The organism is Bradyrhizobium rifense, from assembly GCF_008123425.1.
Classification (GTDB): domain Bacteria; phylum Pseudomonadota; class Alphaproteobacteria; order Rhizobiales; family Xanthobacteraceae; genus Bradyrhizobium; species Bradyrhizobium rifense.
In genome coordinates this window covers 48,745-69,319 of the sequence record NZ_VSSS01000065.1, presented here as the reverse complement: position 1 = coordinate 69,319, position 20,575 = coordinate 48,745, and the positions used below count along the sequence as shown (strand labels likewise).

The window sequence follows — 20,575 nt, the reverse complement described above, 5'->3', positions numbered from 1 at the left end:
CATCAGAAATGAGTCAGAGCCAAATTTGCAGGCCGATTGACAGACTTTTTTCTTTTTCTTCTTTTCGGAGAGGGTGACGATGACTTCGGCGGCTGGATTGATCGTCAGTTTCTTCTCGTTCTTGGCCCACCCGAAGAAAGCTCGGGCCGCGGCGATGTAGCCGAATTTCACGTTGCGTCGCGACGCTTTCGACGCCAGCAGCGCATCGCGCCAATCGAGCAGATGCTGTTCGGTCACGCTGCTCATGTCGTCGGTACCGATGCGTCTGATCAGCTGCGCGAAATACGGCTCCCACTTCTTGCGCGTCGACGCCGCCAGCTCCTTGGCCTCGACGAACTCGCCCCACAGCACGTCGAACTTCTTCGCGGGATTCGGCGGCTTGTATTCCGGAAAGCGCGCGGCGACCTTGTCGTTGGGTGTGTAGTCCTTCTTCGCGTTCTGCAGCAATTCTTGCGTCGCGAGCTCTTTGGCCTCGACAAAGGAACGGATGAAGGATTGGAGCCGGTCGCCGACGAGATGGATTCCCTTCCGCTGCAGGAACGCCCGCGCTTCGAGGCCGAACGTCATGTACAGGTGCGGATCGAGCGGACCGATCGGGGGCCGTTTGCGCTTCGCGTGCTCTCTCAACAACCGTTCGATCTCGGCCGGAGGACCGGGCTCGTCGCGGCGGGCCGTCACCGTTTCCTTGTAGAGTTCGCCGGCGAGCGCGACGATCTGGAGGTGCGTGAGCTGCGTCGGCTGCTCGCCCGGCAGATTGGCGCGCCACTGCCGCTCGAGCTTCAGGTTCTCCTCCTGGCAGAGGATCTTGGCCTCTTCCAGATCGGTGGTGCCGAGACTGAACTTGATCTCGGCGGGCATGCCGAACCTGCGATATTTCGCCGGAATGCGGCGTCTGAACCAATAGACGTTCGAGCGCGGATTCTTCCAAGGGCCGATCACGACAAGTCTCACGGTGACCACTCCTGTGTACCACCGAGACTTTTCGGAAAGCCTTATTTTATAGGTAAATGCGGAGTTTCAGGCGTTTAGCGCGGCCGATGGCGGAGAGAGTGGGATTCGAACCCCCGTTAGCCTGCCGCACTTTGTAAATCGCAGTGCCGTCGATCGGCCAAGTCTGGGAAATCAACGGGTTACACTGGAGAGGTACTCGAACCTGCGCCCCGAGGATTATGATCCGCCTATCTGCTCCGCTCGTCGCCTCGTGTTTTGTCGTGCCCCTCTGCATCAACGCCCTGCTCCGCGCCGCGACAACGGGTATTGGCAAGCTCAGCAAGCTCATTTTTCAACGCATGCCGGCGAGTTTCGATGGCAGGCATGTCGTCGACGAATTGCCGTATCTGTCGCGCGAGCGCGTGATCAGCCGCCTCTCCAGAGCGCTGCAGCTCGGCGGCATTGTCGAGATATCGCCTTCGGATCGCATCCTGACGTGACTTAGTTTGTTCGTCCCAAGGATGTTTGGCCGCCTTGCCGCCCCTCACCTCCGAAAGCACCTCCTGTCTGGCGAGCCGATCGACATCGGGCGTGATCTTTCGCTTGCGCATAGCGAGCACCGCCCCCCGATCGGCCTTTCGAACCCGCCCGCGGGTTCGCCGCGGCGTTGCCTCCGCTGCGATTCCGCGAAGCCGGAGCTCGCCAGCAAACCGTTCCCGCCAGACCTGAAGATCCGCCTTGCGGGGATTGAGGCGCTTGCCGTTATGGCCCAGCGACCGAACGGTCAAGTGTACGTGGGGATGCTTGCCATCGAGGTGCTGGACGAAGACGTAGTCGTGATTGTCCCCGAACGTCTCGATGGCAAATGCCCGAGCCGAATCCTTGACGGCGACGGCATCCGTGCCAGCCGGCATTGATAGGATGATGTTGATCGAAATCGATCCATCACGGCGACGCTTGTCGTCGAGGCCGGCATCATCCTCCCAGCGTTGCTGCAGATCTTTCAATCCGGAACGACCCGCCAGCGTCGCGCCCTGCTCTGTTTCCGCATCGAGCTCGCCATTTCGCGTGATGTAGGCCAGGTGCGATTTGAGATGCGCCACGTCCTTGGTACGACCGGTGATCTTGACCATCACCTCGGGCGCTCGGCGCACGATGCGTTCGAGCTTTGCACGCATCGCCGGCGTAAGACGGCCTGGAGCGGCCGGATCGGGGATATCCCACTCGGCCCGCCGTGGGCGCCGATTGGGCGTTTCCCAAACATACGAGATCGGCGGAAGTTCGGAGTCCAGGTTGGCTGGCCGCGGCGAGCGACGGCTCATCGCCGTCCATCCCAATAATCCGCGTTGCCGTGCAGCGCACTACGCAATTGCGCGAGCTCTCTTTCGATGACCAATTTGGCTTCTTGAATTACCGACAAATCGGGCTCAACCGCCCTGCCCTGTAGCACACTGGTGTTTGCGGCCCGCGCGATCTGGTTGATGTTGCCGCCGATCCGATTGAGCTCGCGAACGATCGCGCGAAGCGCGTCATGCTCGTGCGGGGAATGCTGCACCGGCGACCCCAATCGCGAGCGCACCAGCGCGACGATCCAGCCGGTTCGGGTCATGCCGCGCTGATGTGAGACCTCTGCCAGCTGCCGCATCTCGCTCTCGCGAAATCGCACCGTCACCTTTTCCGGCCGTCCGACCGGCAACGCCAAGATGCGCGGCGCTGGTGCAGCTAGTGCATCAGCAATGAGACGCCGCAGCAGCGCGGATTTGCCGCCCTGGGTAGCTGCAAGAACTGAGAACTCCGCAGCGACTTCGTCGGGGACGCGAAGCGAGATCAGAGCCATGCACTCCAATCCCGATCTCGATGTAATACATCGCTGGCGCGAAGCCTATCCTGCACTAGAAAACGCGACTCCTTCCACCCGCTCCACGATGGTTCAAACCAACAGGCTCGGCAGTGAAAGCTCGGGAGTTGCAGCAGGTGGGATCCAATCCAACCGACGATTGAGGCGGAGAATTCCTCGGGAATGACGAAGCCGTCGCCCCTGATCCTTGTGCTCCACGAACGCCGCGCGTGCAGATCGGCAATATTGGCACCGAATATGCGGACCGCGGCTTTCCAGCAGCCTCCGGCCTCTCTACAGCGCTTTGGGGGGCGCGTTCGGCCTCCGGCTGCTGCGCTAACGCGCCATCCTTCGGATGGGAAATCCGCTGCGCCGGTGCACCAAATGAAGCAGCGTTTCTGAGGAGGCTGTCTAAGACCAGCTTCATGCGAAAAGGATCTCTTCGATTGTGATGGTCGATGCTGGAACCTCTTCCGCCTCTTCTGCGCCATCAACCAACAGGACTGCGTGCCGTGAGCCTTGAGACGCGAGTCGATCGACCAGAAGACGGCCGGTGCGACTTTGGTGACGCACTCGGATCGTCAGTGGTCCGCTCATTCGCCCGTTTCGATCGACCGAAGAGTTGGGGGGCTTTTCCGCGATCGCCGTCACGCGGTCGCTCTCCCTGAGTCGCAATGCCACTTGCGGTGCGATCGGGCGTCGTGCGGGTTGAGCTCCAGGCAGCCCCTCGCCATCAGCAGGGGAGCCGCGGACTTCGGTCCGAACTTTGCGAGCCAATTGACGGGCGTGGGAGTCGGTGAAGCTATCCTGTGCTGCGCATAAAGTTTCGATGGCGTTCGGCTGCTCGCGCCAAGCCTGGTAGAGTTCATACACAGCACGGATTGATGAGCTGGCAAGCTTCGACCGGAGGAACTCCGGCATGCTCTGTACCGACGCGTAGCGAGACACCCAGTCCCTCGGCTTGCCGAGCTTGCGCGAGATGTCCGCTTGGTTGTCACCCTGCTCCAAACGGTCCGCGATGAACACCGCAATTTCGCGGGCATTGAGGTCATCACGCTGGATATTCTCGATCATCTGAACATAACGATCCGCAGAACCAACGGCATGGATGAAAGCTGGGATGTCACGGAGCCCAGCGCGCTTGGCGGCACGATACCGCCTCGCCCCCATGACGATCACGTACCGACCTTCCTCGGTCGCTTGCCGCAGCACGATCGGTTGCAGCACGCCATGCTGACGGACTGATTCCGCAAGCTCCTCGAGCTTCTGTTCGTCGAAATTGCGACGAGGCTGGTCCGGATCTTCGTCAATACGGTCGATGGATATCGAAGTCGGTTGCCCGGTTGAGGCGCCAGCATCTTCCGCGGCGTCTATGAGCTGCTTAAAGCTGAGATCAAGCGCCATGTGCCGGCTCGTCCATCTGCGCGACGATCTTGGCGAGAACATCGCGGATTTCCCGACCAGCCTCCTGCGCAGAGCGGCGCTTCAACTTCCAGACCGGCAGGCGTTCCGCAACGGCCTCGGCGTAGCCGTCCCTTGCAACGATCTGACCCGGGAACACATATTTGCCCGCCTCGCGCAACAGTTGCTCAAGATGGCTCCTTTGACGGGGCGATTTCGTGTTGAAGTTCGAAGGCAGCAACCCGAGAAACTTCGTATCCTGGCGGCCATAGCGCCTCTGCACCCCGATCACAGTCTGCATCAGACCTTTGACGCCTTTAATCGAATAATCCTCTAGATAGATGGGGGCAAGCACATGCGACGCCGCAACCAAACAGCCGACACTGCGCAGTCCAAGTGATGGCGGCGTATCGATGACGCAGGCATCGAACTGATCCGACGCGATAGCGAGGTTCTCTTGCAGAGTCGTTATGGCGGCCGCACTGCTGCGATCGAGATCGGTCAGCGAGCTATCGGCCGGCGCGAGCGTTAGGCCTTCGTCTTCTCGAGCTACGACCCGTATCCCCGGCTTGAACAGATCCGCGGCTAACGTTGAACCGGCGTAGTGCCTCAACGTATCCGACGCATTGCTCTGTGCATCAACGTCGATGACGAGAACGCGGCGATCCGCTTCCGCCATGAACCAGGCCAAATGCACAGCAAGCGTCGTCTTGCCGACCCCGCCCTTTTGATTGTTGATGACAATGGTCTTCATCTTGAGGTCCGAAATGGGTCTAACGGCGTGGGCGGCATGTCCTCGTCCAATCATGTCGTGGCGGATGTTGGTTTGAACCAACAGCAATTGCGAATCCGGTCACCGGAACGATCCCGGAATTCGTCCGGCGAAGCCCCTGCCACAAGAGTCAGGTCAGCCCATAGCCGTCGAGGGAAATTCTGGGCGCGAACTGGGATTGTGCTCGTTGCTGGTCGCTCCGCGACAGGTCGCGAGAGGATCGTCACGCGAAGGCGCGGAGACCGCTTGTGGGCTCCGGGGCGTCGCCGCGGCGGCGCGAGCAGAGCCGTCCCCGAAGGGGCTCGCCCAAGCAGACTGGGCTGGAAGAGCCGCAGGAAGTTTTGTTGGCGAAGTCTCCATCGAGGAGAGATTCAATCCGGCAATAGGACGGGTCGCGGCAGCTGCGGCGCAATGGACCTATCGATAAAATGAATCGATCTGCCCGGTCGATTCATAAAACTCATTGGACGGCGCTTCCCTCCGAAGCGAGAATCTGTCCGTGCCGAACCAGAACCGCTTCATCTGCGCCGCATCGATGCCGCGCACAATATGCGGCGGTTTTATGCGCTATCCACGCAGCTCACCTTGTTCGGAGAAATGTCGCTGATCCGCAATTGGGGCCGGATCGGCACGAGTGGCAAGACCATGGTGCAGACCTTCGATGGTAGTGCGGAGGCGATCGAAGCATTCGTACGCCTGGAGCGTGCCAAGCGGAGGCGCGGTTACGCTGTCACGGACGAAAAACCGCCTTGGTCTGACATTCTTTCGAGGATTACGGCTCTGCCTGTGATGGCGGCTCTATCTGTTTCGCGGCCTTGATGCCAGACCAAGGCAAAATCGAAACAGGACGGAGCTCACACCCACTAAGGGACGTTATCCTTGACGAAGAGCGGGAGGTCCTATGGTTCTGCGAACGACGGAAGCCGAATTGCTTTGACTCATAACCCAAGCGCAATCTCGGCCCATTGCAACATGCGGTCGCTATTGAGGAACGCCAGCACCGCCGGCTCCAGTGGCGTGGGCGCGCCCGGTCCAACCAAAGCCGTCGCGGCGACCATGTCGCAGCGCTGATTGAAGGCGAGTGAGAGCGCGGCGTTGCGATTTCCCTCGACGCGATAGGCCCGGCTGCGGCCGCGCATCGGACCGACGATGATCTGTCGGCCGGAACCGATCGGCGTTGCCTTCCCAATCAGCGCCAAGTCGCCCATTTGCTCGAGGTCGCCATCGTCTGCGACGCCGGTGGCGCAATTGCAAAAGCCGAGCTTGGCGCGAACGTAGAGCTGGACTTCGCCGCCGCAATCGTCGGCCTTGCAGCGGAACGCTTTTCCTTTACCCCAGGGATCTGCCCCGAAAGGCCATTCGGTTTCCGTCCACACCGGGCGGATCTCGCCGGATGCCGCTGTTGCGCTTGCCGGTTCACCAGATCGCAAGATCCAGACCGCAGCGGCTGCGCAGAGCAGTGTGGTGGCTGTGCTGATCGCAACGAATTTGCTTGTCAAGCGCATGGAAGCTGCCGCGGCATCATTGCTAATTCTGAGCCATCAACTTTCGTGCGGCCGCGAGGTCTTCCCGAGATGAGTCGCCATTTCTCGCTGTTTCGACGATCTTCGCGTAATACTGGCGGGCCTTCACAGTATCCCCCGCTTTCTCGGCCGCGTGAGCGGCGCCGATGGTCGCGCCAAAGCGGTTCGGCTCCTTGCGCATGGTGCTTTCAAATGCGGCCAATGCCTCCGTCGCCATGCCGCGTTCGAGCAGCATGGTCCCGTAAAGCTCGCGCGCGGGGGCAAGCGGTCCCGGCGTCACGATGGATTTTTCGGTCTTGTCTTCGGCATCGGCGGCAAGGCGCATCGCTTCCAACGCGTCCTCCTGTTTTCCCTGGGCATTGAGCTGCCAGGCTGTGGCGACCTGCCGCTGAATGTCGACGATCTCAGCCCAATAGGCGTCCTTGTCCTGCTGCAGCTTGTCCCGCAACTCCGCCAGCTTGGCGATGTCCGCCGTTGCTGCGTCTGCATTGCCGGTGCGCGCGGCGCCAAGGGCGCGGGCGAAATAGGTGATCGCATCGACGTAGGCGAACCTGCTCGGCTCGACCTTCAGCGCGGCAGCGCCCTGCCAATCGCCGCGCTCGACCATATAGCGTGCCTGACTGGCCGCTATCGCGTAGGGACCGGCGCGGACGGCCGGCGCATACCCGGTGGTCGCAATCATGTCCGCGATGACGTCGCGGGCTCGGCTGTCCTGCGCAAGCTGGAGCAGGGCGTAGACCATATAGTCGTCGGCATGCAGCTGCTCGCTGGGGTCCTTGCCCTCTTTGGCTGCCTTGGCAGAACGACTATTGGCGTCGATGGATTCGTTCCAGTAGCCGACGCGCGTGAAGATGTGCGACGGCATATGCAAAGCGTGCGGCGCCGCCGGCGCGATCTCGGAATAGCGCTTGGCAGCATCGAGACCTCGCTCTGCGATCGCCGGATAGTCGTAGAGGTGGATCAGGTAATGCGCGACGCCGGGGTGCCGCGGCTGCCGCTTGAAGATCGGCTCCAAAATGGCCGCGCCCTTGAGCTGGTTGGCATAGGTCTTGTCGTTTGGTGACGCCGTGACATTCAGCGTGATAGCATAGGCGATCTGCGCCTCGTCATCATCGGGATAGCGCGCGGCGACGGCTTCGGTTGCCTTGAGATAGGCCTGCGCGCGTTGGCCAAACGTCGTCTTTTCGTCGCCCGAATAGAAGGCCAGCAGCGCGTCGATATAGTCGCGTTCGCGTTCGCTCTTGGCGCCGAGTGCCTTGGCCTTCTGCAGAGCGCCGAGGCCCTCGGTGAGGTTTTCCTTCGGCGCGGGAAAATGCGGATTGTACAGCAGACTCAGGGCAATGCCCCAATAGGCGATCGCGCATTCCGGATCGGCCTGCAACGTCTCCTCGAAAATCTCTTTCGCGGGCCGGTACCAGAACGAGTGCTGATAGCGCATCCCGCGGTCAAAGCGGCGCTGCGCCACCTCGTTGCAGGAGGTCTGGAAGTGAACCTTGCCAAATTGCTCGTCGGTCCCGTCCTGCGCGTGTGCGCTACGCGTGGGGGAGATCGAGCCCAGGATAGCGAGGGTGAGAAGAGAGACGGTTCTCAAGGCGAGCGCGCGCATCGGCCCCTCCGTTTCTGTTCAGAAAGAATTTACCCAGATGGCGCCGATAAAGGCCGGGGCGCCGAAATTCGTAGTGCTGAAATTGGCGGTGGCAATTGCGTTGTTGGAAGGATTCGCCCATTCGCAATGCGAGTCAATACGAGCGGGTGGATTTTGCGTTAGGGAAGCACGCCTGTCAGGCTCCATCCGCCCGTGCGCGAAATCGTAAGGCGGATAGCGAAGCGTAGTCCGCCATTACTGGGGTCGATCTGCCGCCGGGCGGGCACCGATCAGGCCGCGCGGGGGCGTTGCCGGTCGTTGGCCGGCTCGACATGTGCGTGATGGTCGGGAAGATTGTGTTCGAGCTCATGAAGTATCGATCCTGATCGCGTAACGACGGTGCATCGTAAGATGCAGGAGGGGGCTTACGCCCCCTCCTCGGCTGCGAGCGCTTCGTTGCGTTGGCGGATGAGTTCGGCTAGCTCGACTTCGAGCGCCTTGCGCTCGGCCGGCGTGAACACGCATTCGCGCAGCTCGGCGCGCAATTCTTCAATGGTGTCGACGGTCATGATCGCATCTCCAGTCGAAGGGAGCGGGCCCCGCCTTGCGGCGGAGCCCACTGGCTGAGCCTCAGTCGCGGTTCGGCCGGGACCAGATCAGTTGGAGGCCTTCCGCACCTTCGACCTCGATCAGGGTGGCGTAGATCGGAGCCGGGAAGCTCGGATCGTCCAGCTTGACGGAGAGATAGTCGCGCTCGGTGTCCTTCGCGGTCTTCTGCCAGGCCGCGCCCAACTCGACGTTGCCGGAGTAGATGCGGAAATGCGGTCCCTTGTCGGAAGGGTTGTCGACGCGGATCAGCTTGGCCTTGACGTTGAGGTTGAGCGTCTTGATGGCGCCGGAGAAGCCGTTGCCCGTTGAGCTGAAGGTGCCGATGGTAGCCATTGTCTCATTCCCTTGGTTTTCTCGGGCCGCGCCTATCGCGACCTCGATGGCGGTCGTGAGACCGGAGGCGATCGACCTGCACCCAAAGGGCCGAAATGAAGTGGAGGGCGGCCGGCAGCGACTTTCTTGGACCGCGAGGAATGGTGCGCAGCGCCAGGGGAAGAAAGTCGAGGACGGACGTTGCAGGGACAAGATCGAGAGCCCGCGAAGCGGGATCGGCCTTCGGTCAGACCAGCCTTTATCGAGGACGCTGATGGATGCGCCCGTCGCGAAAACACATGGAATGAAGACAGGCGGCTCTAATCCGTTCGGCCATTCGGCAACGGGCGTGGCAGCAAAATGCGGCTCACCTTAAGTATGCCACCTGGACGGCGCGTCATCACCCGCAATGGAGATCGTCGCTGTCAGCAATTTCGGCGCACCAGTCGAACTCGCGATCGCAAGATCGAGAGCGAGGCTGGCAACGTACTCGCCATGTGGATCAACCCTGCCCTCCGCATCCATGCGACCGAACGCCCCCGAGGCGTAAAACAGATGCTGGCGTCGCTGGGCATGCCGGCCTCCGAGTCCGGGGATGATTCCGCCGGCACGCGCGATGGAACGAAGCTAAGCGTTCGGGTTGTCACGCCACATCGACGGAGAGGGTTGTGAGCACAATCGGCCGCTGCAGCAATCCGGCTGCCGGGCTCGATTTCAACTCGAACGTTATTTGGCCGGCGGTCGCAGCGGGCTTTCCGCCCACTTCCGGGCGGCGGGATCGCGCAGCGGATCGTCCTCGCAGACCAGGCAGACGTAGCGCGGCCGGCCGGGCGCGACGTCGTCCGGCACGGCCGTCATCGGCTTACCGCACTTCGGGCACAGCTTCCGGCTGAGGTAGAGCGGAGTCATGGTTTTTGCCTGCCGGGACCAGCTTAGTTCCCCGTGCGCCGCGAGCACAAGTAAATCGCCGAAAATTGTCCGCATGCACCAGGCCGCTTGACGCGGAGCGCGTCTCACGTTGAAATCCGATTTTCAGTGATGTTGCGGGGTGGCGTCGTGGAAGAATTTTATAGAGGCTTCGCACAGCGGGCGCGCGATCTGGCGGAGTACGCGGACCCGTTCACCAAGCGGCGGCTACTCGACCTAGCCCAGCGATACGATCTCAAGAGCAAACCGGGAGCCCGGGGCGGTCGGATCCTCCCGCCGCCGCGCGCGACGCCGCCGACGGCGCTGTTTTCCGGCTCCGGCGAAGCTTAAGAGTAGTCGGAGCGCGGCCCGGTCGTCGGTTTTCTATGTTTTCATCGACCGGTCCGGGTATCGGCCGCGCGGATCGTGGTGCTCGCGTTAGTACAAGCTGGCCCTACGGCACTGAACCGCGCACGCGCGCCGCGAAGAGTCATCGCCTGCGCCGCGCGATCTCGTCAGCGACCATGCCCACGGCCCGCACCAGCCGCTCATACAGGGTCTCGAACATATCGAGGATGTCATCATTGGGTTCATTCCTGCCCTGCTCGACGGCTTCGGCGACGAGCTCATCGAGGGGCGTCTCCTTCAATTGGCCTTTCTCCAGAAGCTCTTCAAAAAGACTGTCGCTGCTCGGCTGCGGTTGGATGCGACCGTCGGAGTTGCACCAGACGGTGAATGTCTGTTGTCCCAGAACGGCAAGCTCGACCATCTCCGCATCCAACGGAATCAGCGTCCCCCAGGCCTCGCCCGCCTCGTCCGCGAACCCCGCCACGTACATCCGTTGCTCCGCGGCGCCTTCATCACGAGGCTGGAAAAACGGCGTGAGGATGATTGGAGGGTGTTTTGCCATGACGATCCTTCCGAACGGCTTTGCGTCGACATAGCGCAGAAGCCGGGTCAGTGCGGGTATTTCGATCACACGAAAAAGGCAAGGTCTGGGAACGGCGCCTCATCGCCTCACGCCCGCTGCTTGTCTCGCCGGCGAGAATTGATCTGCGCCATCAGGATCGGGCCAAGCGAAAATTCGCCGACCTCGGCTTTTCGCGTCAAACCGCGCAGATAACCGCCGGCGGAATTGATCGCCGTCCCGCGCTGCAGGATACACGCGACGACGATGGCTGCGGGCACCTCGCCCATGACCTTTTGCGCCTCATCCCAGGCGCTGGGACTGATCCCCAGCATCGATCGCACAACGCTAGCTGTGGCTAGGAAATCACGCCAGTTCGAAATCCCGCCCTTCGCATAATCGACGATGTCCGGGCATGCACTCAGGACCATTCCCAATGGATACGCCCCCTCCCCGACTCGCGATGGTTGAGGCTTTGGCTCAGCTCCCGCAGCCCTGCCTTCTCGGAGGCTAGGTTCAAGATCAATGAGGGCATCTGGATTTGAATTCTGTATGTGGCGCTCAGAATGGGACTCATTGGCGCTCGGATTCTTCGATTTGATATGTGTTTCCAGAAGATTGAGCACGTCGTCGGCGAGCTGAGACAACTCGTCGGCGATCGGCTCGAGCTCCTGGCGCGTCGCCGTGCGCGGAATCTGATCGACGATCGCGCGGAAGGCAGCGTGCACGACCTGCCAATCGGCAGGCCCCTGCCCTCCCCTTCGCGTCGGGACGGCTTCCTCGATGCCAGTTGCAATCATCTTCGCGATGTCGCGCCGGCACAGCGTGATGCGCTCTCGTACGAGCTTGAGTGCGCGGGCCTCGGCTTCGAAATCGGCCGCCAGGCTCTCGAACTCTTCCGAACGCACGACGAGCGGTGACAGATCGAAGCCGAACGCGAGCTCGATTTCGCCAGCATCGTCCTTCCGCGCATATCGCTTGCCATTTGGACTGTCGCGCCGAACGATTAGCCCCGCGTCGACCAGCACAGCGAGGTGGCGTCGCAGCGTCGATGCCGGCATGCCGTGCGCTCGCCGAGCGAGCTGATGGTTCGAGGGGAAGACAATCAGGTCATCCTCTCCCGTCAGCGCGGTCTCGGGATGGAAGGTTAAGAGCGCGTTTAGCACCGAGAGCGCGCGCTCCGACACCCCAAGCCGCGGCCGTGCCGTGCAGATGGCGTGGAAGATCTTCCATTTGTGCACGATCTTCTCGGGAGGACGTGCCGTTGCGACCATCTGGCTTGCCACATGGGCAAGCGTCAGCGATCGCCGCCCAAAGGGCGTCGTTGGAGAGTGTGACTGCATGTCTTTGCCTCAGTTGGGCAAAGAAAATCCGCTCGCCGAAACGACGATAAAATCGCGTAGAAACGCTTGACTGCGATTCGCGAAAGTGATTCTCTGTCAGTCGCCAAACTTGAAGAGAAGGGCTTCCGGAACTCCGTTTCGGGGGCCTTTTTCTTTTGCCTTGTCTGCTCCTGGTTCGTGTTTACGGGACGAGACCGTCAGGCCTCGGTACTTTCCTGACCACTGCTCTTCTTGGAAAAGGCGTCGAACAGGGCCGGGAGTTGGTCCACAAGAAATGCCGCGAATGTCGTCGAGACATTCTTGTCGATGGTAAGCTTCAATTCGCGCTCGGCCTGACGCACGTGCGCAATCTTATCCCCGGACACGGAAAAGACCGGCTTCTCGTCCGGCTCTTTCCGGGGCTCCCCGCGAGATGGACGGGTTGCTGCGGAGAATGCTGCAAGAAATCGTGCGTCGGTTTCGCGCTCTGCAAATTTAGGTTCGGCGATCGCCGCTCTGACACGTTTGAGTGCCGCGGAATCCTTGATCAATTCAGCGAATGACTGCCAGCGGCCGCGGCCAACTTTCGGGGCTTTCCCGATTGCTTGAATGACCTCGGCAGGAACCGATCGAGCCACGGCAAGAAGTTTCGAGGCCTCCGCCCGATCGACCGACAACGCATCTTGCACGACTGAGCGGCTATGCCCGGCATCCTCGATATGCATCGCGAAGCTGGCGCGCTCAATGAAACTCAAATCTTCGCGCGGTGCGTTCTCAAGTCCTTGCGCCACGACAAGCGCTTCATCTGACAACGGTCGCAGAATCGCTTTGACGGAAATACCTAGTTCGCGCGTGGCGCGGACGCGGCGATGACCATAGGCGCTCTGATAGCGCCCTTTCGCTTCAGGATGCTCCCGAACGAGAATGGGCACCTCTTGGCCACGCTGTGAGATCGACTGTTTGAGCGCTTCGAACGAGCTATCATCCTGATCGCGAAAACGGTCGGCCAGCGGTGACGGATCGACGAGCGAGGGGTCGATTTCAAGTATCACAGCCCCGGATGCAATTCTTTCGCGAAGCTCCTCGTTCTCTTTCTCAACCTCAGAGAAAGAGTCTTTCAACGAGCGAACCGAGCCCGACGAGACCCGCGGCAAGGCAGCGGGCATGTTGTCAGCTGACAACGCACTTGATTGCGGGGCCGTGAAAAGGCTCTTGATAGTGTCAGTACGTTTGCTCATCGACCCCACACCTTCTTAAGAAGTTGCGCGATTTCGGCATTGACCGCGTCGACCGACTCCAACGCTCGATCGTAGGCGCCCCGCCCTACGGCTCCGCGCTCCAACTCATAAAGCGATTGCTTCGTGAGACCGGCGTTGGCGATCGCGGTCGATTTCCACACAGTCGCCTGGAGTACATCCGAACCAAATAGGGTACGCAGGAGGGCCACAATTTGAGCTTCAGGCACGTCATTGGGATCGTGACGCGTGATGACGTACCGGATGAAATCGTGATCGAGTCGCCCGCCAGCTTCTTCGATGACGGACATGAGGTCCGACGTCATGAGGAGAAATTGGCTCATGGATGCGACATCAACCATCTGCGGGTGGATGGTCACGAGCATAGCGGTCGCCGCGTTTAGCGCGCCCATGGTCAGGTAACCAAGTTGGGGTGGGCAGTCGATCACAACGACGTCGTATTCGTCTGCAACCTGGTCGATGGCACTGGCGACACGGCGAAAGAACAGGTCGTGTCCGCGTTCTCGCCGCTCGACCATTGCTCGAGGCGTAGTGTGCTCAAATTCCATAAGCTCGAGATTGCCTGGAACGAGCCCTATCCCGTCAAAATAGGTCGGCCGGACAATCTCGCGCAGTGGCCGGCGGTGTTCGTCATATCGGATGGCCCCGTACAGGGTTTCGTTCGCCCCAATGTCAAACTCGGGTTGGTACCCGAACATTGCTGAAAGCGAAGCTTGCGGATCGAGGTCAATCGCGAGGACCCGAAAGCCGGCAAGGGCGAGGTATTGCGACAGATACAATGCCGTCGTCGTCTTGGCGGAGCCGCCTTTGAAGTTTGCGACGGTGATGATTTGGAGCTTGTCGCCTGGGCGCCGGCGCGGAAGGAATTCCATTGCTTCGCGCGGCCGCGCAGTGGCTAGATACTCGCGCAACTCATGAATCTGACCCAGAGTGTAGGACCGTCGCCCCCCGATTCCTGTCGCTGGGGTCGGTCCAAGTCCGTCAAGAGAGAGCTGCCGAAGGTACCCATCGGACACGCCCGCAATTCGCGCAACCTCTCCAGAGGTGAACGACCGGAGCGACTTGCTCGCCGAAGGCGGGAAAAGAGTTGTCGCGAGCGAGCGAAGCTGGCCGGAAAGAATGCCCGCGTGCCGAGTGATCCGCGCAGACGCAGTCTCGCTCATGGTAGCCGAATTTTCCGCTAAGATCGCCATTTGCCTTCTCAAGACGGTTTCTGCTCGTCAGACGCCTAGTCTCCGTCTTGAGAGATGGCCACGATTCTGTGATTTGAGCAAGAATTAAAGGGTTAACGAGTTATTAACGCTCGATGACGTGCCAAACGGCGCGCGGGCCTTTTTTTTGGTGCACCGCCCTGTTGTTGTCAGCTGACAACAACGGCTCAGCACGAATGGATGAGCCTCGACTATGGCGTGAGTCGGCTCGCCTTCACGACTCCCCAGAGCGTCATTTTTTTAGCTCGCCAACCGCTGCGCTGAACGGTGCTGCCACGGCTGGAGTCCGGACGACGGGACACGCCCCGGTGCGTAGCCTCCGTTCAGTGCTCTGATCTCAGGTCATGTAGGGCAAATTCTAGAGAATCGCGCCGCCATGTAGCGTCGGCTCCTGCCCGCCATTGCCCAACGTCTGGCGCCGCGGTCCCGCGAGAAGCACCCTCCCCGCCTCGTTCACGACAATGGCCTCAGACGCCCGCGCTGAATGGCAAGACAACCGTAAAGCGACGATGTCGTCTCGCTTGGATCGGCGGCGCGCCGGACCTTCCCGGGTGTTGATCGGGGGGCTGGCGCGTCACTTCGCTGCGTCGCCGCTCGCCCCAAAAAGGGCAAGCAGAAGAACCGCACTGTCGCAGGGGATCCACCGGCCGGCCGGGCGAACAGGTCGCAAGCAACCGAGCAGACGCATCCCAGGTCATCCGCGCTGGCCCTTCTCTTGCACTTCCGTGTGGCCACACCGACGGATCGCCAGGCGCGACATCGACCTCAGGGCTCGGCGCTGCAACGGGGCCCCTTGCCCTTTTCAACGATGCAGGAGTGCCGCAGCGCGTCAATCATCGCTTCACCCCGGGCGCGTGCGATCCGACGAAGGAACGGCAACGGGCCGCCACCTCGTCCGGGATGCGGTGCGGATCCAATCTTGAGCGGGGAGCTCGACGCCGGGCCTTCAGATCCATTCGCGGGAACGCTCGCCGCGCCCGGGTTCCAGATAGGGACGGTTTTCCTCGAAAGCCCGCATCGTATCGCCGCGCGGGAACCTCCTGTTGACTCGAATCGACCAGCGCAACAATGGACCGGCGTGAGGGGCCAAGCAGGCGAACGCATTCAGGACCTTGGGCGAGGTTCAGGCCGAGCTCGCAGGTTGATCGGAAGGCGTCCGGCGTGGGGTGCCCCTTTTGGCGAGCGGCAAGGCCGTCGAACGAATACGATCTCCCGATGGTGGGTGCTGGCGCGGATATCGAGCTGCGTGGCTCTCGAACGAAGCCGATCTGACCCATGGACGCCGCTGGATCATGGCAGACAGTAGCGCCCCCCTGGGCGATTGTTGTCAGCTGACAACAGGGCCCTGCCAAGGATGGATGTTGTCAGCTGACAACAATTTGTGCCCTGCGGTCATCCCTCGCTTCAATTCGCCAAGGCGCGTTGCACCAGTCGAGTCACGATCGGTATCGCATCAGCAGTCGACGTCGATCCGCGCCGCGCAGAATTCAAAGCGAGGAAGGAGCGGGCGAGGGTGGGATGGTCGTTAATAGCCCGAAGGGCCAGATGATCTGCGAGGACAGCCCTGAGGGAAGTAGCACCCGGGAGACGGAGAGGGCAGGCGTTCATAGCCAACTAACCATAAAAGTTGCCCTCACACGCAACGAAGGCCGCGCGTCTTAGGGGCGCCAACGACGAGGCCGGCCCTTCCGTCAGTGTATCCGTGATGGTATATAGGTATACACGATGCGGTCTAGAGGAGCGCGCCATGGCCTTCCACATCAAGAACCCGGAGACCGACGCGCTCGCTCGCAAGGTGGCCTCGCTAAAAAAACTCGGCCTCACCGAAGCAGTGCACGTGGCGCTCGCCCATGAGCTCGAGCGCGAGCAGGGCAAGCCGTCTTTGGTCGACCTTGGCGTCCAGTTCTGCCGGGATCTACGCGCGAGGGGCGACGCCGCCAAGGGACAGCCCGCCGATAAGGCGTTCCGCGACAGTTTGTATGAGGACACCTGATGTTCATCGACGCTTCGGCTTTGACCGCGCTCCTGACCGACGAGGAGGAGGCACGAGAGCTTTTGGCTCGCCTGCAGCAGACCGGAGCGCGTTTGACGTCACCGTTGGCGGTATGGGAGGCGGCGGTCGCGGTCGCGCGCGTGCTGGATCTTTCGGTCAGCGCCGCCGCCGAAGCGGTCGAAGAGTATTTGGCGCTGATGGAGATCTCCATAGTCGCGGTGCCGGCTGAAACGGCAAGGCTCGCGCTCGACGCCTTCGACCGATTCGGCAAGGGCCGGCATCCGGCGAGCCTCAATTTCGGGGACTGTTTTGCCTACGCTTGCGCCCGGCATCTGGGGCAGCCCTTGATGTTCAAGGGCGGTGACTTTCCGCAAACCGATATCGAAGCCGCCTAAGCGACCCGGCTGGGGCGGCCGCGGCGCGCGGAAAGAAGGGGGCTTGTCCGGACCAGGGCAGGGAGTCTACCGGGCTGCGGCCCTGGGATCGCTTATGCGCTTTAACGGTCTGCTCAATCGATAAGCAGTGATTATTGACAGCGAGTGCCACGGGGAACCAGCCTGTCGCTATGACCGAAGTTATTCCCGTGATAGCTTCCGTTTGAACGATTCCTGTTAAGGTTAACAAGACCTTGCAAAACGGTCACTCAATTCCCGATCCACTGCCTTGGGCTCAGCTAGCCAGCCCGCTCGCCATCGCCGAGGACGCGCTTGCCCGGCTCGACGAACGCCTGGCCAAGAGCCCGATCCGCGACGGCTGGATTGCGCGCACACATTATACTGACGCCTGCGCCAGTCTGTGGCTGGAAGGCGAATTGGTCCACCTCGAAGATCTGGTTCTCCACGACGCCGGCATGGACATCCGCGCCCCGACCCACGAACTCACCCGCGCCCACGCCATGCTACGGACCCGGCGCCGCATCGCCGACGCGAAGCCGGATTGGGCGCCATCGCCGGCGGGGCTCGACAGCCTGCGCGGCCGCACCGGGCAGGGCGAGTGGGAGGAGGGCAGGGGCATCCGAAAGGAAGGGGAGCGAAGCTTCGTCGGCGGCTACGATAGCGGAGACGCTGATCTCGACACGCCGCTTGGCGGCATCGAGTCCGACCCGCACCTGGCCGCCGCCTTCGCCGCGGTCGACGCCGCGAATGCCAAGGCGGAGCGGACACTCGCCGGCGGGAGTCGCACCCAGTCCGAGCGGGACCCGCTGGTCTACGACCCCGACTGGGACGAGGACGCGCGTCTCGACGACTGGCGCGCCGTGGTCGAGCAGACCCGCATATTGCCGCCGACGCTCGCGGCCGCGCTTGCGACTGAGGCTTGGGACGCCATCGCCCCGCTGCAGCACACGCCCTGGCTCGGCCGGCTGCTGGCAGCCAGCGTGTTGCGCGCGCGGGCCAAGACCCGCTGGCATCTGCCCTGCCTGCATGACGGGTTGAAGGCGATCCCCCGCGAACGCCGGCGGCCGCGCGACGCGGCGGCGCGACTCGCCGTGCAACTCGAGGCCATCACCGCTGCCGCGGCGGCCGGGCTCAAGGACCACGACCGCTGGCTTAACCAGCGAACCCTGCTCGCCCGAAAACTCGCCGGCCGTCGCGCCACGTCAAAACTGCCGGCGCTGCTCGACTATATGCTGACCCGGCCGATCGCCTCGGCCGGTATGATCGCGAAGGAGCTTAAGATCACGCCGCGCGCCGCTCAGGACCTGGTCGGCGAGCTTGACCTGCGGGAGGTGACCGGCAGGGGACGATATCGGGCCTGGGGGATTCTGTAGGCGCCCTCAGTGCGGTGCCCCGCCCCGCAGCAGATCCCGGTAGCCATGCTCGGTGATCCAGCGGGCACGGGCGAGATGGGTTTCCCACGCCCGGCGCGCCCGATCCGGCTCGCGCGCGACGTCAATATGCAGCACGGTCCGCGCGACCTCTTTCCAGTCGGCGCCATCGGCTGCGGCGTCGAGCAGACGGAGATAGGTAACCAGGTGCTGCTCGTCATAGCCGGTCAGAATCGGCGCGGTCGGCGCGACATCGGCGACATCAAGATTGGCCGCTGACTTCTGCATGGGGTGTATTCGCCGGCAGGGTTTCTTGTCAGCGGAGAGTAGGCGCGTTCGTGCACCGGTGAGTAGTTGCGCACCACGTGGTGCCTGTCGGGTATCACCGGGCATAGCGCAACCGCAGCTGACGGGTTCATGGCTGATCTTGAGGTTCCCTTAGCTTAATCCGGGTTATCGTAGCCTGACTACGACTTCAGCTTCCAATTCAAACTTGCAGAACTTTGATATTATTCTTATTATCGTAGCATGGCTACGACCCAAAGAAACAAACTAAACAGGCTCTGTACCCGCTTGGCGCCGGGGGCGCCGCTGACCTCCGGTGACCTCGCCGTCCTCGGGATATCGGCTGACCTTGCCGTCCACTATGTCCGCGCCGGCTGGTTGCAACGGTTGGCACGCGGCGTCTATTGCCGGCCAAACGATCCGCCCACTTTGCACCCGAGCCTCGTCCTGCTGCAGCGGAGCTTCGAAGGATTGCATGTCGGCGGGAAGTCGGCCTTCGACTGGCACGGCATCCGCCAGTACGTCCCCCAGCGGCCCGTCCTCCATCTGTACGGCTGGAAAGCGGGACGCCTCCCGGAGTGGTTCACCCAGCGCTTCCCGGCCGAGTACCACCGCAAGCGACTCTTCAAGGAAGAACCGGGCGCGCTGCTTCATGTCCGGCCCTTCGAGAGCCGCAAGGGCGGCCCGCTCGTCTCGGCGCCGGAACGCGCATTGCTGGAGGTGCTGAGCGAAGTCGGCGTCCGGCAGCCGCTGCAAGAAGCGCGCGAGCTGGTCGAAAGCACTTACAGTCTGCGGGCCGATCTGCTGCGAGACCTGCTCAAGCGCTGCACCAGCGTCAAGACCGTGCGTCTGTGCCTGCAGCTTGGCCGCGAACTCTCACAGCCCTGGGCCGGCAAACTCGATCCGTCTCAACTGCCCAAGGGCAGCGACAGGGCCTGGGTGTCCCGCTCCGCTGACGGGCTCCTGGTGCTGAAGCCATGAACCAGGTCTACCTCGACAGCGCGCGGTTGCTGACGCGCGTGGCGCCGCTGGTGCTCATCGACGATACGTTCGCACTCAAGGGCGGCACGGCGATCAACCTGTTCGTGCGCGACATGCCGCGGCTCTCGGTCGATCTCGATCTGGTGTTTCCCGACCACACACTGCCGCGCGAGCAGGCGCTGCGGCGCATCAACGAGGCCATCCGTCAGTCGGCCGCGCGCCTGCAGAAGCAGGGCTTTCTGACCCATGCGCCGGCCGCGACGGATTCCGGCGAGACCAAGCTGATGGTGCGGCGAGGGGGCATTGAGGTCAAGATCGAGGTCAACTTCGTCATGCGCGGCACCGTCCATCCGGTGCACATCGCGTCGCTGACAGAGGCCGCGCGCGACACGCTGCAGGCGGATCTCGAAATCCCGGTGGCGTCGTTCGAAGACGTATATGGCGGCAAACTGGTTGCGGCGATGGACCGCCAGCATCCCCGCGATTTGTTCGACGTCACGCAGCTTTTCGCGCACGAGGGAATCACGGCCGGCATTCGCCGCGCTTTCGTCGTCTATCTCGCGAGCCATAACCGGCCGGTGCATGAGGTCCTGTTTCCATCGCTGCGGGATCTCCGCCAGGAGTTCGAGCACAATTTCGCGGGCATGACCACCGAGCCCGTTGAACTTGACGCGCTCTTGGCAGCGCGCGAGCGAATGATGCGCGAACTGCAGCAAGGTCTGAGCGCCGACGAGCGCCGCTTCCTGCTGTCGCTGGTTGCCGCAGAGCCCGAATGGTCGCTACTAGGCGTGCCGCACTTGGAGCAGCTTCCCGGCCTGCGATGGAAGCTGCAAAACTTGGAACGGCTTCGGAAGGCCAACGCCCGAAAATTCACCGAGCAATCGAATGCGCTGGCTCGGCTATTTGGATGAGCGTAGGTGGGCCGTCGCCACGGCCCGCAGGTGATGCGGTGTGACTGCCGACGAGGCCCTGCCGGCCTC

At 62.1% G+C, this 20,575-nt stretch carries 22 protein-coding genes; 7 read left to right on the top strand and 15 right to left on the bottom strand.

Going from position 1 to position 20,575, the window contains the following annotated elements; translation table 11 throughout:
• From FXB40_RS37860 to FXB40_RS37840, 5 genes are all read right to left on the bottom strand, one after another.
• Positions 1-951: DUF6538 domain-containing protein (locus FXB40_RS37860; protein ID WP_347339800.1), on the bottom strand; the 951-nt coding region annotated here is incomplete at its 3' end.
• A gap of 227 nt (positions 952-1,178) precedes the next feature.
• Entirely contained in the window at positions 1,179-2,252 is a 1,074-nt protein-coding gene (locus FXB40_RS37855; protein WP_148777366.1) for a relaxase/mobilization nuclease domain-containing protein, read from the bottom strand.
• Positions 2,249-2,767, bottom strand: coding sequence for a plasmid mobilization protein (locus tag FXB40_RS37850; protein ID WP_148777365.1), 519 nt, complete (start codon positions 2,765-2,767; stop codon positions 2,249-2,251). Before FXB40_RS37850 ends, FXB40_RS37855 begins: the two co-directional genes overlap by 4 nt.
• Before the next feature lie 423 nt (positions 2,768-3,190).
• Positions 3,191-4,171, bottom strand: coding sequence for a ParB/RepB/Spo0J family partition protein (locus FXB40_RS37845; protein WP_148777364.1), 981 nt, complete (start codon positions 4,169-4,171; stop codon positions 3,191-3,193).
• On the bottom strand, positions 4,161-4,922 hold the full coding sequence (locus tag FXB40_RS37840) for a ParA family protein (protein WP_148777363.1): 762 nt from the start codon (positions 4,920-4,922) through the stop codon (positions 4,161-4,163). Before FXB40_RS37840 ends, FXB40_RS37845 begins: the two co-directional genes overlap by 11 nt.
• A gap of 567 nt (positions 4,923-5,489) precedes the next feature.
• On the opposite strand from FXB40_RS37840, the gene FXB40_RS37835 reads away from it, so the two are divergent.
• Positions 5,490-5,759 carry a WGR domain-containing protein gene (locus tag FXB40_RS37835; protein ID WP_246208232.1) on the top strand — a complete coding sequence of 90 codons (270 nt, stop codon included), beginning with the start codon at positions 5,490-5,492 and terminating at the stop codon, positions 5,757-5,759.
• Positions 5,760-5,878: 119 nt separating this feature from the next.
• Here the strand turns inward: FXB40_RS37835 and FXB40_RS37830 are convergent, their stop codons facing one another.
• The 5 genes from FXB40_RS37830 to FXB40_RS37815 all read right to left on the bottom strand — a co-directional run bounded on the left by FXB40_RS37830 (position 5,879) and on the right by FXB40_RS37815 (position 9,878).
• Positions 5,879-6,445, bottom strand: coding sequence for a hypothetical protein (locus tag FXB40_RS37830; RefSeq protein ID WP_148777362.1), 567 nt, complete (start codon positions 6,443-6,445; stop codon positions 5,879-5,881).
• 22 nt (positions 6,446-6,467) lie between these two features.
• Positions 6,468-8,069, bottom strand: coding sequence for a tetratricopeptide repeat protein (locus FXB40_RS37825; protein ID WP_148777361.1), 1,602 nt, complete (start codon positions 8,067-8,069; stop codon positions 6,468-6,470).
• 404 nt (positions 8,070-8,473) lie between these two features.
• Complete coding sequence (locus FXB40_RS48380; protein WP_164988358.1) at positions 8,474-8,617, bottom strand: hypothetical protein; 144 nt, start codon at positions 8,615-8,617, stop codon at positions 8,474-8,476.
• Between the two features lie 61 nt (positions 8,618-8,678).
• Entirely contained in the window at positions 8,679-8,990 is a 312-nt protein-coding gene (locus FXB40_RS37820; RefSeq protein ID WP_148777360.1) for a DUF736 domain-containing protein, read from the bottom strand.
• A 705-nt stretch (positions 8,991-9,695) separates the two neighbouring features.
• Positions 9,696-9,878: a hypothetical protein gene (locus tag FXB40_RS37815; RefSeq protein WP_148777359.1), complete on the bottom strand. Its 183-nt coding sequence runs from the start codon at positions 9,876-9,878 to the stop codon at positions 9,696-9,698.
• 147 nt (positions 9,879-10,025) lie between these two features.
• Here FXB40_RS37815 and FXB40_RS49570 point away from each other — a divergent pair, with 147 nt between their 5' ends.
• Positions 10,026-10,226: a hypothetical protein gene (locus FXB40_RS49570; RefSeq protein WP_148777358.1), complete on the top strand. Its 201-nt coding sequence runs from the start codon at positions 10,026-10,028 to the stop codon at positions 10,224-10,226.
• 139 nt (positions 10,227-10,365) lie between these two features.
• On the opposite strand, the gene FXB40_RS37805 is transcribed toward FXB40_RS49570, so the two are convergent.
• From FXB40_RS37805 to repA, 4 genes are all read right to left on the bottom strand, one after another.
• Positions 10,366-10,785 (bottom strand): hypothetical protein, encoded by a 420-nt coding sequence (locus tag FXB40_RS37805; RefSeq protein WP_148777357.1) that lies wholly within the window; start codon positions 10,783-10,785, stop codon positions 10,366-10,368.
• Between the two features lie 107 nt (positions 10,786-10,892).
• Positions 10,893-12,125 (bottom strand): plasmid replication protein RepC, encoded by a 1,233-nt coding sequence (gene repC, locus FXB40_RS37800; RefSeq protein WP_148777356.1) that lies wholly within the window; start codon positions 12,123-12,125, stop codon positions 10,893-10,895.
• A gap of 197 nt (positions 12,126-12,322) precedes the next feature.
• Positions 12,323-13,342, bottom strand: coding sequence for a plasmid partitioning protein RepB (repB, locus tag FXB40_RS37795; RefSeq protein WP_148777355.1), 1,020 nt, complete (start codon positions 13,340-13,342; stop codon positions 12,323-12,325).
• Positions 13,339-14,553, bottom strand: coding sequence for a plasmid partitioning protein RepA (gene repA, locus FXB40_RS37790; RefSeq protein WP_148777354.1), 1,215 nt, complete (start codon positions 14,551-14,553; stop codon positions 13,339-13,341). Before repA ends, repB begins: the two co-directional genes overlap by 4 nt.
• A 1,765-nt stretch (positions 14,554-16,318) precedes the next feature.
• Between repA and FXB40_RS37785 the strand changes: the two genes are divergently transcribed.
• The 3 genes from FXB40_RS37785 to FXB40_RS37775 all read left to right on the top strand — a co-directional run bounded on the left by FXB40_RS37785 (position 16,319) and on the right by FXB40_RS37775 (position 18,332).
• A complete protein-coding gene (locus FXB40_RS37785; RefSeq protein WP_028152781.1) occupies positions 16,319-16,564 on the top strand; it encodes a type II toxin-antitoxin system VapB family antitoxin in 246 nt (81 codons plus the stop codon).
• Positions 16,564-16,959 carry a type II toxin-antitoxin system VapC family toxin gene (locus tag FXB40_RS37780; protein ID WP_148777353.1) on the top strand — a complete coding sequence of 132 codons (396 nt, stop codon included), beginning with the start codon at positions 16,564-16,566 and terminating at the stop codon, positions 16,957-16,959. Before FXB40_RS37785 ends, FXB40_RS37780 begins: the two co-directional genes overlap by 1 nt.
• Before the next feature lie 233 nt (positions 16,960-17,192).
• A complete protein-coding gene (locus tag FXB40_RS37775) occupies positions 17,193-18,332 on the top strand; it encodes an RHE_PE00001 family protein (RefSeq protein ID WP_148777352.1) in 1,140 nt (379 codons plus the stop codon).
• A 6-nt stretch (positions 18,333-18,338) separates the two neighbouring features.
• On the opposite strand, the gene FXB40_RS37770 is transcribed toward FXB40_RS37775, so the two are convergent.
• Complete coding sequence (locus FXB40_RS37770) at positions 18,339-18,722, bottom strand: DNA -binding domain-containing protein (RefSeq protein ID WP_283813010.1); 384 nt, start codon at positions 18,720-18,722, stop codon at positions 18,339-18,341.
• A 135-nt stretch (positions 18,723-18,857) separates the two neighbouring features.
• On the opposite strand from FXB40_RS37770, the gene FXB40_RS37765 reads away from it, so the two are divergent.
• Positions 18,858-19,595 (top strand): type IV toxin-antitoxin system AbiEi family antitoxin domain-containing protein, encoded by a 738-nt coding sequence (locus FXB40_RS37765; RefSeq protein ID WP_148777350.1) that lies wholly within the window; start codon positions 18,858-18,860, stop codon positions 19,593-19,595.
• Positions 19,592-20,506 (top strand): nucleotidyl transferase AbiEii/AbiGii toxin family protein, encoded by a 915-nt coding sequence (locus FXB40_RS37760; RefSeq protein ID WP_129273744.1) that lies wholly within the window; start codon positions 19,592-19,594, stop codon positions 20,504-20,506. The genes FXB40_RS37765 and FXB40_RS37760 overlap by 4 nt, the downstream gene beginning before the upstream one ends.
• Positions 20,507-20,575 lie beyond the last annotated feature (69 nt).